This is a genomic window from Marisediminicola sp. UYEF4 (genome assembly GCF_040546025.1).
Classification (GTDB): Bacteria; Actinomycetota; Actinomycetes; order Actinomycetales; family Microbacteriaceae; genus Marisediminicola.
In genome coordinates this window covers 137,998-154,125 of record NZ_JBEPNA010000002.1, presented here as the reverse complement: position 1 = coordinate 154,125, position 16,128 = coordinate 137,998, and the positions used below count along the sequence as shown (strand labels likewise).

Below are 16,128 nucleotides of genomic sequence, written 5' to 3'. Positions count from 1 at the left end.
CCCAATAGGCTCGCCCCATGGACATGCGCCTGAATCCCAGCATCCTCGCGGCCGACTTCGCAAACCTCGAACGCGACCTCGCGCGGATCTCGAGCGCCGACTTCGCCCATGTCGACATCATGGACAACCACTTCGTGCCCAACCTCACCTTCGGGGTCGGCATGGTCGAGCGGCTGCAGCAGGTGTCGCCCATCCCGCTCGACGTGCACCTCATGATCGAGGACCCCGACCGCTGGGCACCGGGCTACGCCGAGGTCGGTGCCGCGTCGGTCACCTTCCATGCCGAGGCCGCGACGGATGCCGTCGCCCTCGCGCGCCGGCTGCGCGACATCGGCGCGAGGGCCGGCCTCGCGCTCAAGCCGGGCACGCCTGTCGAGCCCTACCTCGACCTGCTCCACGAGTTCGACCAGGTGCTCGTCATGACCGTCGAGCCGGGATTCGGCGGGCAGTCCTTCATCGAGGAGACACTGCCGAAGATCGAACGCCTCCGTACCGCGATACGGCACTCCCGGCACGACGTCTGGCTGCAGGTCGACGGTGGCATCAACGAGGAGACGATCCTCACGGCGGCCGAGGCCGGAGCGGACACCTTCGTCGCCGGCTCCTCGGTCTTCGGGGCCGAGCATCCCTCCGACCAGATCGCCGCGCTGCGCGCCGCGGCCGCCTCGCACAGGCACTGAGCGCGCCGGCGCAGTGGCAGCGTCACCGGCATCCGCCCCGCGCGTTGCCGAGGAGATTCCGCGCCACGCCGCAAGGCGGTGCCACGAAACGCGCCGTGTCACCCGGATCTCCTGCGTTGCGCCCACGCCAGTCGAGCGGGCGACGGGGCAGCTACCCGACGGGCACGACCGATGAGCGGCACCGGCCCGTCTGGTTGGATAGGCACATGACAGAAAAAACCAAGCCAGAAATCGAGTTCTACGAGGGCGACGAGCCCACCGAGCTCGTCATCATCGACGTCGAAGAGGGAACCGGCGAGTCCGCCGCACCCGGCGCGACCGTCGACGTGCACTACCTCGGCGTCGACTTCGCCTCCGGTGAGGAGTTCGACTCCTCGTGGAGCCGCGGCCAGTCCATCAACTTCCCGCTCGGCCAGCTCATCTCCGGCTGGCAGCAGGGGATCCCCGGCATGAAGGTCGGCGGGCGCCGCCAGCTCATCGTGCCGCCCGCGCTCGCCTACGGTCCCGCCGGAAGCGGCCACCAGCTCAGCGGACGCACCCTGATCTTCGTGATCGACCTGCTCGGCACCCGCTGACCCGCAGCTGAGCGGGCACGCCACCGTGGCGCGGAGTCGGCCTCCGCGCCACGGTAACCTTGACAGGTGAAAACGTTCGACGAACTCTTCCTCGAGCTGGGCGACAAGGCCCGGTCCAGGCCCGCCGGCTCCGGCACCGTAGCGCAGCTCGACGCTGGCGTGCATGCCATCGGCAAGAAGATCGTCGAGGAGGCCGCCGAGGTGTGGATGGCCGCTGAGTTCCAGTCGAACGACGAGACGGCGGAGGAGATCTCCCAACTGCTCTACCACCTGCAGGTGCTCATGCTCGCGAAGGGGCTGACGACCGCCGATGTCTACCGACACCTGTGACCTGGCGCCCCTCATTCCCGTCCTGACTACCGCACCACCCCGATCACGCTGCACCGGCAGCGAGTAAAGAGTCGTCCCCCATGCTGCGCATCGCAGTGCCCAACAAGGGCTCCCTCGCCGAAACGGCCGCCGACATGCTCATCGAGGCCGGCTACGTCGGACGCCGCGACCCGCGCGCGCTGAGCGCAGTCGACCCGCGCAACGACGTCGAGTTCTTCTACCTCCGCCCCCGCGACATCGCGACCTATGTCGGCTCGGGCGCGCTCGATGTCGGTATCACCGGCCGCGACCTCCTGCTCGACTCCGGCTCGACCGCGAGGGAGATCGCGACCCTCGACTTCGGCGACTCGACCTTCCGGTTCGCCGGACCCAAGGGCCGGTTCGACACGCTCGCCGACCTCGAGGGCATCCGCGTCGCGACCAGTTATCCCGGTCTCGTTGGCGACTTCCTCGCGACGCAGGGGGTCAAGGCCGAACTCGTCCGCCTCGACGGCGCCGTCGAATCGGCCGTCAAGCTCGGGGTTGCGGACGCCGTCGCCGACGTGGTCTCGACCGGCTCGACCCTGCGCGCGCAGAACCTCGAGATCTTCGGGCCCGTGATCCTCGACTCCACCGCGGTGCTCATCAGCTCCGGCAATGCACTGCCCGGCATCGACACCCTGCACCGTCGACTGCAGGGCGTGCTCGTCGCCCGCCAGTACGTGCTCATGGACTACGACCTCCCCGTCGAGCTTGTCGAAGCCGCCGCCGCCATCACCCCCGGGCGCGAATCGCCGACCGTCTCGCCGCTGCGCGACCCCGCCTGGGTCGCCGTGCGGGCGATGGTCGCACGCACCGACACCAACCACATCATGGACGAGCTCTACGGCCTCGGCGCCCGCGCGATCCTCGTCAGTTCCATCCACGCGGCGAGGATATGACGATGTCCCTCGCGGTTCGCGTCATCCCGTGCCTCGACGTCGCCGCCGGGCGCGTCGTCAAGGGTGTGAACTTCAAGAACCTCCGCGACGCCGGCGACCCGGTCGAGCTCGCCGCCCGCTACTACGAGCAGGGCGCCGACGAAATCTGCTTTCTCGACGTCACCGCGACGATCGACCAGCGCGAGACGATGCACGAGGTTGTGCGCGCCACCGCGGAGCAGGTGTTCATCCCGCTCACGGTCGGCGGCGGAGTGCGCAGCACCGACGACGTCTCCCGGCTGCTCGGCAGCGGAGCCGACAAGATCGGTGTCAACAGCGCCGCAATCGCCCGGCCCGCGCTGCTCGGGGAGATCGCCGACCGCTTCGGCGCGCAGGTGCTCGTCCTCTCGCTCGACGTGCGCCGCTCGGATGCCGCTGCCAGCGGGTTCATCGTGACGACCCACGGCGGGCGCACCGACACCTCCTTGGATGCCCTCGACTGGGCCCGCGAGGCGATCGAGCGCGGCGCGGGCGAGCTGCTCGTCAATTCGATCGACGCCGACGGGACCCGCAGCGGATTCGACCTCGAACTCATCCGCGCGATGCGCGAGGTCAGCCATGTGCCCGTCATCGCGTCCGGCGGTGCCGGCGCACTCGACCACTTCGCCCCCGCGATCGCGGCGGGCGCCGATGCTGTGCTCGCGGCATCCGTCTTCCATGACGCCGACCTCACCGTCGACGACATCAAGGGAAGCCTCGCCGCGGCGGGCATGACGACGAGGTAGGACAACATGACCGACACCGGAATCGACGCGATTCTCGACCGCGCCACCTTCGATGGCGACGGGCTCCTCCCGGCGATCATCCAGCAGTGGGACACCCTCGAGGTGCTCATGCTCGGCTACATGAACGCCGAGGCCCTCCGCCGCACCCTCACCGAGGGGCGCGTGACGTTCTGGTCCCGCTCCCGGCAGGAGTTCTGGCGCAAGGGCGACACCTCCGGCCACCGCCAGTACGTCAAGGGTGCCGCGCTCGACTGCGACTCGGACACGATCCTCGTGACCGTCGACCAGGTCGGAGCCGCCTGCCACACGGGTGCGCACGCCTGCTTCGACGTTGACCCGCTCGAGCCCGCGATCGGTGACCGGAGCGAGGACGACCGGTGAGCGACACCATGACGAGGGCGCAATTTGACGCGCTCCTCGGCGACCACCGCGTCATCCCGGTCATCCGCGAGCTCTTCGCCGATGGCGAGACGCCCGTCGGCATCTACCGCAAGCTCGCCGCGGGGGAGCCGGGAACCTTCCTGCTCGAGTCCGCGGAGCAGGGCGGGATCTGGTCGAGGTTCTCCTTCATCGGCGTCTCGAGCTTCGGTGTGCTGACCCAGACCGGCGACGAGTCGGTGTGGCTCGACTACGGGCTCTCCGCCGAGCGCGCTCTCGGCGCGGGCGCACCGACCGGGCCGCTCGAGACGCTCGCGCATATCTATCAGCGGTGGGGCACCCCGCACGTGCCCGGCCACCCGCCGTTGACCGGCGGGCTCGTCGGCTTCATCGGTTGGGAGGCGATCCGGCAGATCGAGCGGCTGCCGAACATTCCTCCCGCCGACTTCGCCACGCCCGGGCAGGCACTCAGCTTCGTCTCCGCGCTCGTCGTCGTCGACCACCGCACCGGGTCGGTGCTGCTCATCGCCACTGCCCTCAACGACGGAGTCGACACGCCGGACGACCTGTGGAGGCTCGCCCAGTCCAGCCTCGACGCGATGCAGGCACGCCTCGCAGAGCCGGCCGAAGCCTGGCTCGCCGAGGTTGACCTTGAGACCGCGCCGCAGCCGACCCCGCGAATCCGCCCGGAAGACTTCCACGCCGCCGTCACCCGGTCTCGGCAGTTCATTGTCGACGGCGACGTGTTCCAGGTCGTCATCTCGCAGCGTTTCGACCACGAGATCAGCGCGCACCCGATCGACGTGTACCGCGTGCTGCGCACCCTGAACCCGAGCCCGTACATGTACCTGCTGTCCCTCGAGGATGCCGCGGGGGAACCGTACTGGATCGTCGGCTCGTCCCCGGAGGCGCTCGTCAAGGTCGAGAACGACCGCGTCTATATGCACCCCATCGCCGGGTCCAAGCCGCGCGGCGGCTCCCCGGAGGAGGACCAGTCGCTCGCCGACACCCTCGAACGCGACCCCAAGGAACGTGCCGAGCATCTCATGCTCGTCGACCTCGCCCGCAACGACCTGCTCAAGGTCTGCGAGCCCGGTTCGGTCGAGGTGACCGAGTTCATGCAGGTGGAGCGCTTCAGCCACATCATGCACCTCGTGTCGTCGGTCGAGGGCGACCTCCGCCCCGGCGCGAGCTCGGTCGACGTGTTCCGGGCGACCTTCCCGGCCGGCACCCTCTCCGGCGCGCCGAAACCCCGGGCGCTCGAGATCATCGACGAGCTCGAGGTTGCCCAGCGGGGCGTGTACGGCGGTGTGGTCGGCTACTTCGACTTCGCCGGCGACCTCGACCTCGCCATCGCGATCCGCACGACGACGATCGCCGGGGGAGTGGCGCGAGTCCAGGCCGGAGCGGGGCTCGTCGCCGATTCCGACCCTCTCGCTGAGGAGCAGGAGACCCAGAACAAGGCCGCCGCACCGCTGCGGGCAATCGCCGTTGCCAACGCCATGCGCCGGGTGACCTGAGTGGCTCCCCGGCGTCTCAAGAGCACGATCCTGCTCGCGGGTGTCGTCGCCAACGCCCTCATCCTCCTCGCCTGGACTCAGACGTGGGTCATCGTCGCGCTGACCGCGGACGAGCTCGGCGGGGCACGGGTGATCGTCGGCGGTGACATCGCCGCGGGGGGCCTGTCCGCCCTCGCCCTGGCGGGTCTCGCGCTGGTGGGCGCGCTGTCGATCGCCGGGCCCATCTTCCGGGTTGTGCTGGGCGCGCTGCAGGCGCTGATCGGCGCCACCGTCGCACTCACCTCGGTGCTCGCGATCGGCGACCCCGCCGGGGCCGCCTCCCGTGCGATCACCGACTCGACCGGAATCTCCGGTGCCTCGTCGGTGCAGGGCCTGGTCGAGTCGGCCACTCTCACCGCCTGGCCCTGGTTCGCGGCGACGGTCGGGGTCATCAGCGTCGCCATCGGGGTCGCGATCATCGCCACGGTGCGCCTCTGGCCCGCTGCCACGCGCAAGTACCAGAATGCCGCGTTCACCAGCGCCGACGGCACTCCGGTCGACGGGAGCACCGTGGACGGCGGGGCGGGCTCGGGCGCGGCAGCCCGCGAGCCCGATGCGATCGGCGACTGGGACGCGTTGAGCGACGGCGCCGATCCGACGTCACGCTAGACTCGAAGCCCTGCCATCCACCCACAACACAGGAGCGACATGACGCACGATAACTCTGATCCAGGCCACGGCAACTCGCCTGCGGCATGGACCGCGGTCATCATCATGTTGGTGGCATTCACCATCGGCACGGTTGCATTCTTCTTCTCGATCGCGTGGCTCGTCTGGGCTTCCGCAGCCCTCGTTGTCGTCGGCCTGATCGTCGGCATCGTGCTCGCGCGACTGGGTTACGGCGTGGGCGGATCCCGCTACGTGCCCAAGAACGTGCACTGAACCGGTGCTGACCGAACTCACCGCTGGCGCCCTCGCCGACTCGTCGGAGCGCCAAGCTGTTCGCCCTCTCCCAACCGTCGAGGCGGATGCCCTCGCGCGTCCGCGGGCGCTCGACGCCCTCGCGCTTCTCGCCCCCGCCGAGCGCGTCAAGATCATCGCCGAGGTGAAGCGCGCGAGCCCGTCCCGCGGCGCCCTCGCCGAGATCCCCGACCCCGCGGCGCTCGCGATCGCCTACGAGACCGGTGGCGCGAGTGCGATCAGCGTGCTGACTGAGGGCAGGCGCTTCGGCGGTTCCCTCGCCGACCTCGAGGCCGTGCGCTCCGCCGTCAGCATCCCGGTGCTGCGCAAGGACTTCATCGCGACCCCGTACCAGGTGTTCGAGGCGCGCGCGGCCGGGGCAGACCTCGTACTGCTCATCGTCGCCGCTCTCGACACGCGCACCATTGCCGAACTGTACGAGCTGATTGGCGCGCTCGGCATGACCGCGCTCGTCGAGACCCACGACGCGGACGAGGTGAGCCGTGCGCTCGACCTCGGCGCCGGACTCATCGGCGTCAACGCCCGCGACCTCTCCACCTTCGAACTCGACCGGGACCTGTTCGGGCGACTCGCCGACCAGATCCCCTCCGGCGTGATCCGTGTGGCGGAGTCCGCCGTCACGACCGCCGCCGACGTCACCCACTACCGTTCGGCCGGCGCGGACATCGTGCTCGTCGGCGAAGCCCTTGTCACCGGCGGCGACCCCGTCGCCACCCTGCAGCGATTTCTGGAGGCCTGATGGCTCTGCGCGACCAAGTCGGACCGTACTTCGGCGAATACGGCGGCCGCTTCGTGCCCGAATCCCTCATCCAGGCCCTCGACGAACTCGACGCCGCCTACCTTGCGGCGAAGGTCGACCCGGAGTTCCAGGCGGAACTCGCCGCACTGCACGCGACCTACAGCGGCCGCCCCTCGATCATCACCGAGGTGAAGCGGTTCGCCGAGCATGCCGGCGGGGCGCGCGTCTTCCTCAAGCGCGAAGACCTCAACCACACGGGCTCGCACAAGATCAACAACGTCATGGGCCAGGCCCTGCTCGCGAGGCGGCTCGGCAAGAAGCGACTCATCGCCGAGACAGGCGCCGGCCAGCACGGCGTCGCGACCGCGACCGCGGCCGCCCTGTTCGGCATGGAGTGCGTCGTCTACATGGGCGAGGTCGACACGGAACGGCAGGCGCTCAACGTGGCCAGGATGCGCCTGCTCGGCGCCGAGGTGATCCCGGTCACCGCCGGCTCCCGCACCCTGAAGGACGCCATCAACGAGGCACTGCGCGACTGGGTCGCCAATGTCGACAGCACCCACTACCTGCTCGGAACCGTCGCGGGGCCGCATCCGTTCCCCGTCATGGTCCGCGACTTCCACAAGATCATCGGCGAAGAGTCCCGCGACCAGCTCCTCGCGCTCACAGGCAAGCTCCCTGATGCCGTCACGGCGTGCGTCGGCGGCGGCTCGAACGCCATGGGCATCTTCCACGCCTTCCTGGACGACCCCGGCGTCATGCTCGTCGGGTACGAGGCCGCGGGCGACGGCGCGGACACCCCGCGGCACGCCGCGACAATCACGAAGGGCCGCCCCGGCGTGCTGCACGGCGCACGCAGTTACCTCCTGCAGGACGAGGACGGACAGACGGTCGAGTCGCACTCCATCTCCGCCGGCCTCGACTACCCGGGAGTCGGACCGGAGCACGCGTGGCTCGCCGACATCGGCCGGGCCCGCTACGAGCCCATCACCGACGCCGAGGCCATGTCGGCCCTGCGCCTGCTTGCCCGCACCGAGGGCATCATCGCCGCGATCGAAACGGCGCACGCCCTCGCCGGCACGATCAAGCTCGGCCAGGAACTCGGACCTGACGCGGTCATCCTCGTCAACCTGAGCGGCCGCGGAGACAAGGACATGGTCACCATCGGCAACTACTTCGGAGTGCTCGACCGCGAAGCGGAGCAGGTATGACCGAGTTGACGAGCCCGGTGGAACGCGTCATCGCCGCGCGCCGCGAGGCGGGCAGCGGCGCACTCATCGGCTACCTCCCCGCCGGTTTCCCCGACATCCCGACAAGCATCGAGGCGGCAGTCGCCCTCGCCGAGAACGGGGTCGACATCATCGAGCTCGGCCTCCCGTACTCCGACCCCGTCATGGACGGACCCGTCATCCAGGCGGCGACCCAGACCGCCCTGGCACAGGGCTTCCGCCTGCGCGACGGCTTCGAGGTGATGGCGGCGATCACCGCGCGAGTCTCCACGCCCGTGGTGTTCATGAGCTACTGGAATCCGATCGCGCAGTACGGCGTCGACCGGTTTGCGGAAGATCTCGTCGCTGCCGGGGGCGCCGGGCTCATCACCCCCGACCTCATCCCCGACGAGGCACGCCAGTGGCTCGCCGCGTCGGAGCGCACCGGGCTCGACCGCATCTTCCTCGCGGCACCATCGTCGACGGATTCCCGGCTCGAGCAGGCCGTGCAGGCCAGCCGCGGGTTCGTGTACGCCGTCTCGACCATGGGCATCACCGGGGCGCGCGGCGACGTGGACTCCGCAGCCAAGGCGCTCGTCGCCCGGCTTCGCACCGCCGGCGCCACCAGCACCTGCGTCGGCCTGGGTATTTCCAGCGCCGATCAGGTGCGCGAGGTGCTCGCCTACGCCGACGGCGCGATCGTCGGCTCCGCCCTCGTGAAGGCCCTCTCGGACGGCGGCGTTCCCGCCGTCGCCGCCACCGCCGCGGCCCTGTCCGCTGGAACCCGGCCCGCCGTCGCGCGGCACTGAGCCTCTCCCTTCTTCCCCCATCAGAAAGGCGACCGGTCAAATGTTCGCACCCCTGAGCATCCCCGCCCCCAACCCCGACTGGCAGGTCTTCAACCTCGGCCAGTGGCTGCGTGACATCGGCCTCGGATTCTTCCCCTTCGATCTGAACATCAACGCCTACGCGATCTGCATCCTGCTGGGAATCGTCGTCGCCACCGCGCTCACGAGCGCGCGCCTCAAGCGGCGTGGAGCCGACCCCGGCGTCGTGCTCGATATCGCAATCTGGGCGGTGCCGTTCGGCATCATCGGTGGCCGCATCTTCCACGTGCTCACCCATCCGGACGACTACTTCTTCCCCGGCGCCGACCTCGCCCGCACCCTCTACATCTGGGAGGGCGGCATGGCGATCTTCGGAGCGCTGATCCTCGGCGCCCTGGGCGCCTATCTCGGCTGCCGCCAGGCCGGCCTGCGATTCTGGAGCTTCGCGGATGCCCTCGCGCCCGGGCTGCTGCTCGCGCAGGCCTTCGGTCGACTCGGCAACTACTTCAACCAGGAACTCTTCGGCCTCCCGACCGACCTGCCGTGGGGACTTGAGATCGCCTCGGCGAACCCCGCCTTCCCCGTCGGCCTCGCCGAGGGAACGCTCTTCCACCCGATGTTCCTGTACGAGATCATCTGGAACGTCGCCGGGGCGGCGCTGCTGCTGCTCATGGACCGCCGCCTGCGCGTGCAATGGGGAAAGCTCATCGGGCTGTACTTCATCTGGTACGGCATCGGCCGCAGTGTCTTCGAGACGATCCGCATCGACCCGAGCGAGATCTTCCTCGGCGTGCGCACCAACGTCTGGGCGGCGTTCGCCGCGATCCTCGTCGGGCTCGTCATCATCATCGTGCAGACCCGCCGTCATCCCGGCATCGAGCCGAGCCCGTACCTGCCGGGCAAGGAGTGGTCTCCGGACGCCGCTGGGGTAGACTCGGGGGAGAGGTATTCGGACTCCGACGACGATGGCAACGGTGCCGCGGAAGATGCCGAAACACCCGCCAGGAAACCTGCCACAAGCGGGGTCGGTGCGAAAGCATAGGCACGACGGGGAATGAGAGGGGCCGCACCAAAGCCCCACGAGAATCCCACACCCATTGCGACGCCTTCGTCAGGAAGGCCGCCAATCCCAGGGCCACTGACGTCCCGCGAAGCTGTTTCCTCGTGAGGACGGTTGCTCATGGCACTCAAGCCAACTTTTTCCCGCTTCGGCCTCAACCCTGAGGCGAGCGGTCTCTACGACCCGCGCAACGAACGCGACGCCTGCGGGCTCGCGATGGTGGCGACGCTCCGCGGCACCGCGGGCCACGACATCATCGATGCCGCACTCGGCGCGCTGCGCAACCTCGAGCACCGCGGCGCGATCGGCTCCGACGCCGGCACGGGCGACGGCGCGGGTATCGTCACGCAGATCCCCGACGAGTTCCTGCGCGCCGTCACCGCCTTCGAGCTTCCCCCGGTGGGCCGCTACGTCGTCGGCATGGCGTTCCTACCCCACGGCGACAGCGAGCGCGCCGAGGTCAAACTCGGCATCGAGGCCCTCGCCCGGCAGGAGTCGCTCACTGTGATCGGCTGGCGCGAGGTTCCCGTGCGCGCCGACGAGGTCGGGAAGCTCGCCCGCGCCGCGATGCCAGCCTTCGAGCAGTTGTTCCTCTCGAGCGAGCGCACCACCGAAAGCGGAGAGCCCGTCTCCGGCATCCAGCTCGACCGCCAGTCCTTCCGCCTGCGCAAGCGCGCCGAGCGGGAGCTCGAGGTCTATTTCCCCTCGCTGTCCTGCCGCACCATGGTCTACAAGGGCATGGTCACGACCCTCCAGCTCGAGCCGTTCTACCCCGACCTCTCGGACGAGCGGTTCATGTCGAAGCTCGCGCTCGTGCACTCGCGCTACTCGACGAACACCTTCCCGTCGTGGCCGCTCGCCCAGCCCTTCCGCATGGTGGCGCACAACGGCGAGATCAACACGGTGCAGGGCAACCGCAACTGGATGCGCGCCCGCCAGTCGCAACTGCAGTCCGACCTGCTCGGCGACATCGAGACGATCCTCCCGATCAACACTCCCGGAGCGAGCGACTCCGCGTCGTTCGACGAGGTCGTCGAGCTCCTCAACCTCGCCGGGCGATCCCTCCCGCACGCCATGATGATGATGGTGCCCGAGGCGTACGAGAACCAGGTCGACATCGACCCGGCCCGGCGCGACTTCTACGAGTACCACTCCATGCTGATGGAGCCGTGGGACGGCCCCGCGGCCCTCGTCTTCACCGACGGCAGTCTCGTCGGCGCGACCCTCGACCGCAATGGTCTGCGCCCCGGTCGCTACCTCATCACCGACGACGGGCTCGTCGTGCTCGCAAGCGAGATCGGCGTGCTCGACATCGATCCCAGCCGCGTCGTGCGCAAGGGGCGCCTGCAGCCCGGCAAGATGTTCCTCGTCGACACGACCGAGGGTCGCCTGATCGAGGACGAGGAGATCAAGAGCTCGCTCGCCGCCTCCAAGCCGTGGGGGGACTGGCTCGAATCCGGGCGGATCAACCTCAAGGACCTTCCCGAGCGCGAGCACATCGTGCACACCCCGGCATCCGTCACCCGGCGCCAGCGCACGTTCGGCTACACCGAGGAGGAAGTGCGCATCCTGCTCATGCCGATGGCGGCCAACGGTGCCGAGCCGATCGGCGCGATGGGTTCCGACACCCCCATCGCCGTGCTCTCCCAGCGCCCACGGCTGCTCTTCGACTACTTCACGCAGGCCTTCGCGCAGGTCACCAACCCTCCGCTCGACTCGATCCGGGAGGAGGTCGTCACCTCCCTCACGGTCGGTCTCGGACCCGAGCGCAACCTGCTCGACGCGACCGAGGAACACGCCCGTCAGGTCATCCTCGACTTCCCGGTGATCGACAACGACGAGCTCGCCAAGATCCAGCACATCGACCCGCGCGCCGGCAGCCCCACCACCACGACGATCCGTGGGCTGTACCGGGTCGACCAGGGGCCGCTCGCGATGCAGAAACGCATCGCCGAGATGTGCGACGAGGTCGATGACGCGATCGCGAACGGCTGCACCTTCATCGTGCTGTCCGACCGCGACTCCAACAAGGACCTCGCGCCCATGCCGTCCCTGCTGATGGTCGCCGCCGTGCACCACCACCTGATTCGCGAGCAGAACCGGATGAAGGCCGGCATCGTCGTCGAGGCCGGCGACGTGCGCGAAGTGCACCACGTGGCGCTCCTGATCGGTTACGGCGCCTCGGCGGTGAACCCGTACCTCGCGATGGAGAGCGCGGAGCAACTCGTCCGCGGCGGCATGCTGAGCTCTGTGACCGCCGAGAAGGCCGTCGCGAACCTCATCAAGGCGCTCGGCAAGGGGGTGCTCAAGATCATGTCGAAGATGGGCATCTCGGTCGTCGGCTCCTACGCGGGCGCCCAGACGTTCGAGGCCGTCGGCCTCAGCCAGGGTTTCGTCGACCAGTACTTCACCGGAACGTCGAGCCTTCTCGGCGGCGTCGGCATCGATGTAATCGCGGCCGAGAGCGCGTCGCGCCACGAGGCCGCCTACCCCCAGGACGGCGGGACCAACCCGCACGAGCGGCTTGAGACGGGCGGCGAGTACCAGTGGCGCCGGGACGGGCCGCCGCACCTGTTCAACCCCGACACGGTGTTCCGCCTGCAGCACTCGACGAAGACGCGCCGGTACGACATCTTCCGCGATTACACGCGCCTCGTCGACGACCAGGCCGAGAACCTCATGACCCTGCGCGGGATGCTGTCGCTGCGCACGGGCATCCGCCCCGCCGTTCCCCTCGACGAGGTCGAGCCGGTAGCCTCGATCGTCACGCGCTTCTCGACCGGCGCGATGAGCTACGGGTCGATCAGTGCCGAGGCGCACGAGACGCTCGCGATCGCCATGAACAGCATCGGCGCGAAGAGCAACACGGGGGAGGGCGGCGAGGACGTCGCCCGCCTGCTCGACCCGGAACGTCGCAGCGCGATCAAGCAGGTCGCGTCCGGACGATTCGGGGTCACGAGCATGTACCTCACCCACGCCACTGACATTCAGATCAAGATGGCGCAGGGAGCCAAGCCCGGCGAAGGCGGCCAGCTGCCGCCGAACAAGGTGTACCCGTGGATCGCCAAGACCCGGCACTCGACGGCCGGCGTCGGGCTGATCAGCCCGCCGCCGCACCACGACATCTACTCGATCGAAGATCTCAAGCAGCTCATCTTCGACCTCAAGCGGGCAAACCCCGCTGCCCGGGTACACGTCAAGCTCGTGAGCCAGTCGGGCATCGGGGCGGTCGCCGCGGGCGTCACCAAGGCCCTCGCCGACGTCGTGCTGATCTCCGGCCACGACGGAGGAACCGGAGCGAGCCCTCTCAACAGCCTCAAGCACGCGGGAACACCGTGGGAGCTCGGCCTCGCCGAGACCCAGCAGACGCTCATGCTCAACGGCATGCGCGACCGCGTCGTCGTGCAGGCGGACGGCCAGATGAAGACGGGACGCGACGTCATCGTCGCGGCCCTTCTCGGCGCGGAGGAGTACGGCTTCGCCACCGCGCCCCTCATCGTCTCGGGTTGCATCCTGATGCGGGTCTGCCACCTCGACACGTGCCCCGTCGGCGTCGCGACCCAGAATCCCGAACTGCGCGCCCGGTTCACCGGCAAGCCCGAGTTCGTCGTGAACTTCTTCGAGTTCCTCGCCCAAGAGGTGCGGGAGTACCTTGCGGAGCTCGGGTTCCGGTCGCTGGCCGAGGCCATCGGCCACAAGGAGATGCTCGACACCAACCGGGCCATCCAGCACTGGAAGGCCGATGGGCTCGACCTGTCGCCCATCCTCATCGGCCCCGACTTCGCCGACACCGTTCCCCGCTCCTACGCCGTGCCGCAGGATCACGAGCTCGAGTCGCACTTCGACGTCGAACTCATCCGGCTCAGCCAGGCGGCGATCGAGCACGGGACGCCCGTGTCGATCGCCCTGCCGATCCGCAACACCGAGCGCGCCGTCGGCACCATGCTCGGCAACCGGGTCACGGCGAACCACGGCGAGAACGGCCTGCCGACGGGAACGATCGAGGTGACCCTCACCGGCTCGGCCGGCCAGTCGCTCGGCGCCTTCCTCCCGTCGGGAATCACCCTGCGGCTCGAGGGCGACAGCAACGACTACGTCGGCAAGGGACTCTCCGGCGGGCAGATCGTCGTGCGACCGGACCGGGCGAGCGTGTTCCCCGCCGAGCACAACGTCATCGCCGGCAACGTGATCGGTTATGGGGCGACCCAGGGCAGCATGTTCATCCGCGGCATCGTCGGTGAGCGCTTCCTCGTGCGCAACTCCGGCGCGACGGCCGTCGTCGAGGGCGTCGGCGACCACGCGCTCGAGTACATGACCGGTGGGCTCGCCGTGATCCTCGGCGACACCGGCCGCAACCTCGGCGCAGGCATGTCCGGTGGCACCGCCTACATCCACTCCCTTCACCGCGAGCACGTCAATCCCGACTCGCTCGCGAGCGGCGAACTCGAGCTGCACCCGCTCGGCGCCGCCGACGCGGAGATCCTGCGGGACCTGCTGCAGCGTCACGCCGACGAGACCGAGTCGCCGCTGGCGTCCCGGATGCTCGGGTCGTTCGAGCAGACCGTTGGCGAGTTCGTGAAGGTGCTTCCGCGCGACTACGCCGCCGTCCTCGCCACCAGGGCGAGCGCGATCGAACAGGGAATCGACCCCGACGGAGACGTCACCTGGGGCAGAATCATGGAGGTGACCGGTGGCTGATCCCAAAGGGTTCCTGAAGGTCAAAGAACGAGAACTGCCGCCCCGCCGTCCGGTCGCGCTGCGGCTCATGGACTGGAAAGAGGTCTACGAGCAGGGCGACACCGCGACCGTGCGCACGCAGGCCGGGCGCTGCATGGACTGCGGCATCGCGTTCTGCCACCAGGGCTGCCCGCTGGGCAACCTGATCCCGGAGTGGAACGACCTCACCTGGCGCGGCGAGGGCCGCCAGGCCATCGAGCGCCTGCACGCCACGAACAACTTCCCGGAGTTCACCGGGCGCCTCTGCCCGGCACCGTGTGAGAGCTCGTGCGTGCTCGGCATCAACCAGCCGGCCGTCACGATCAAGCAGGTCGAGGTGTCGATCATCGACCAGGCCTTCGCGAACGACTGGGTCGAGCCGCACCCGCCGGAGCGTCTCACCGGCAAGACCATCGCGGTCGTCGGCTCCGGCCCGGCCGGACTCGCCGCGGCCCAGCAGCTGACCCGCGCCGGCCACACGGTCGCCGTCTTTGAGCGCGACGACCGCATCGGCGGACTGCTCCGCTACGGCATCCCGGACTTCAAGATGGAGAAGAAGCACATCGAGTCTCGCCTGCGCCAGATGCAGGCGGAGGGCACCCGCTTCCGCGCGAACGTCAACATCGGCGTCGACATCTCCTGGAGCGACCTGCGCGCGCGCTACGACGCCGTGATCGTCGCCACGGGCGCCCTCGTGCCGCGTGACCTGCCGATCCCCGGACGCGACCTCTCCGGCGTGCACTTCGCGATGGAGTACCTGGTGCAGCAGAACCGCGTCGGTGCCGGCGACGCCGTGCTCGACCAGATCACCGCGGACGGCAAGCATGTCGTCGTGCTCGGCGGCGGCGACACGGGAGCGGACTGCATCGGCACCGCGCACCGCCAGCGCGCCCTCTCGGTCACGAACCTCGCAATCGGCGTGCAGCCACCGGCCGAGCGCACGGAGGCGCACCCCTGGCCGATGGCCCCCACCCTGTTCGAGGTGACCAGTGCCCACGAAGAGGGCGGCGAACGGGTGTACCTCGCCTCCACGGTCGAGTTCCTCACCAACGACGTCGGTGAGGTGCGCGCGATCCGCGTCGCCGAAACCGAATATCTCGACGGCCGGCGCGTGCCCAAAGCGGGAACGGAGCGGGAGATCCCCGCGGACCTCGTACTCCTCGCGCTCGGCTTCACGGGCACGGAGGGCGACCAGCTCGCCGACCAGCTCCAGGTGCCGTTCGAACGCGGCAACGCCCTGCGGGACGGCGATTACCAGACGAGCGAATCGGGGGTCTTCGTCGCCGGGGATGCCGGCCGCGGACAGTCGCTCATCGTCTGGGCGATCGCCGAGGGCCGTGCTGCGGCCGCCGCCGTGGACCGCTATCTTGAGGGCGAGACGAAATTGCCGGCACCGGTGCGGCCCACCGACCGTGCCGTGTCGATCTGATCCCCCCACCCGTACCCACCAC

15 protein-coding genes are annotated in these 16,128 nt (G+C 69.2%); all 15 read left to right on the top strand.

What is annotated here, in order from left to right:
- Nucleotides 1–17: 17 nt before the first annotated feature.
- The 15 genes from rpe to ABIB15_RS03590 all read left to right on the top strand — a co-directional run bounded on the left by rpe (nt 18) and on the right by ABIB15_RS03590 (nt 16,106).
- The gene (gene rpe, locus ABIB15_RS03660; protein WP_354475336.1) at nt 18–680 is read left to right on the top strand and encodes a ribulose-phosphate 3-epimerase; all 663 of its coding nucleotides are present in this window, start codon (nt 18–20) and stop codon (nt 678–680) included.
- Between the two features lie 206 nt (nt 681–886).
- Entirely contained in the window at nt 887–1,255 is a 369-nt protein-coding gene (locus ABIB15_RS03655; RefSeq protein WP_354475335.1) for an FKBP-type peptidyl-prolyl cis-trans isomerase, read from the top strand.
- Nucleotides 1,256–1,321: 66 nt separating this feature from the next.
- Nucleotides 1,322–1,585: a phosphoribosyl-ATP diphosphatase gene (locus ABIB15_RS03650; protein WP_161886384.1), complete on the top strand. Its 264-nt coding sequence runs from the start codon at nt 1,322–1,324 to the stop codon at nt 1,583–1,585.
- Between the two features lie 80 nt (nt 1,586–1,665).
- Nucleotides 1,666–2,505: an ATP phosphoribosyltransferase gene (hisG, locus tag ABIB15_RS03645; RefSeq protein ID WP_354475333.1), complete on the top strand. Its 840-nt coding sequence runs from the start codon at nt 1,666–1,668 to the stop codon at nt 2,503–2,505.
- Between the two features lie 2 nt (nt 2,506–2,507).
- Complete coding sequence (gene hisF / locus ABIB15_RS03640) at nt 2,508–3,269, top strand: imidazole glycerol phosphate synthase subunit HisF (RefSeq protein WP_354475332.1); 762 nt, start codon at nt 2,508–2,510, stop codon at nt 3,267–3,269.
- Nucleotides 3,270–3,275: 6 nt separating this feature from the next.
- A complete protein-coding gene (gene hisI, locus ABIB15_RS03635; RefSeq protein WP_354475330.1) occupies nt 3,276–3,650 on the top strand; it encodes a phosphoribosyl-AMP cyclohydrolase in 375 nt (124 codons plus the stop codon).
- A gap of 8 nt (nt 3,651–3,658) precedes the next feature.
- On the top strand, nt 3,659–5,167 hold the full coding sequence (locus ABIB15_RS03630; RefSeq protein ID WP_354475549.1) for an anthranilate synthase component I: 1,509 nt from the start codon (nt 3,659–3,661) through the stop codon (nt 5,165–5,167).
- Entirely contained in the window at nt 5,168–5,815 is a 648-nt protein-coding gene (locus ABIB15_RS03625; protein WP_354475329.1) for a Trp biosynthesis-associated membrane protein, read from the top strand. It begins immediately after the preceding gene.
- 39 nt (nt 5,816–5,854) lie between these two features.
- Entirely contained in the window at nt 5,855–6,088 is a 234-nt protein-coding gene (locus ABIB15_RS03620) for a DUF6704 family protein (protein ID WP_354475328.1), read from the top strand.
- 4 nt (nt 6,089–6,092) lie between these two features.
- Nucleotides 6,093–6,866, top strand: a complete 774-nt coding sequence (gene trpC, locus ABIB15_RS03615; RefSeq protein WP_354475327.1) for an indole-3-glycerol phosphate synthase TrpC — start codon at nt 6,093–6,095, stop codon at nt 6,864–6,866.
- A complete protein-coding gene (gene trpB / locus ABIB15_RS03610) occupies nt 6,866–8,077 on the top strand; it encodes a tryptophan synthase subunit beta (RefSeq protein WP_354475326.1) in 1,212 nt (403 codons plus the stop codon). The genes trpC and trpB overlap by 1 nt, the downstream gene beginning before the upstream one ends.
- Nucleotides 8,074–8,883 (top strand): tryptophan synthase subunit alpha, encoded by an 810-nt coding sequence (gene trpA / locus ABIB15_RS03605; RefSeq protein ID WP_354475324.1) that lies wholly within the window; start codon nt 8,074–8,076, stop codon nt 8,881–8,883. Before trpB ends, trpA begins: the two co-directional genes overlap by 4 nt.
- A 40-nt stretch (nt 8,884–8,923) precedes the next feature.
- Nucleotides 8,924–9,943 (top strand): prolipoprotein diacylglyceryl transferase, encoded by a 1,020-nt coding sequence (gene lgt, locus ABIB15_RS03600; protein ID WP_354475323.1) that lies wholly within the window; start codon nt 8,924–8,926, stop codon nt 9,941–9,943.
- 138 nt (nt 9,944–10,081) lie between these two features.
- The gene (gltB, locus tag ABIB15_RS03595; protein ID WP_354475322.1) at nt 10,082–14,659 is read left to right on the top strand and encodes a glutamate synthase large subunit; all 4,578 of its coding nucleotides are present in this window, start codon (nt 10,082–10,084) and stop codon (nt 14,657–14,659) included.
- On the top strand, nt 14,652–16,106 hold the full coding sequence (locus tag ABIB15_RS03590; RefSeq protein ID WP_354475321.1) for a glutamate synthase subunit beta: 1,455 nt from the start codon (nt 14,652–14,654) through the stop codon (nt 16,104–16,106). Before gltB ends, ABIB15_RS03590 begins: the two co-directional genes overlap by 8 nt.
- Nucleotides 16,107–16,128 lie beyond the last annotated feature (22 nt).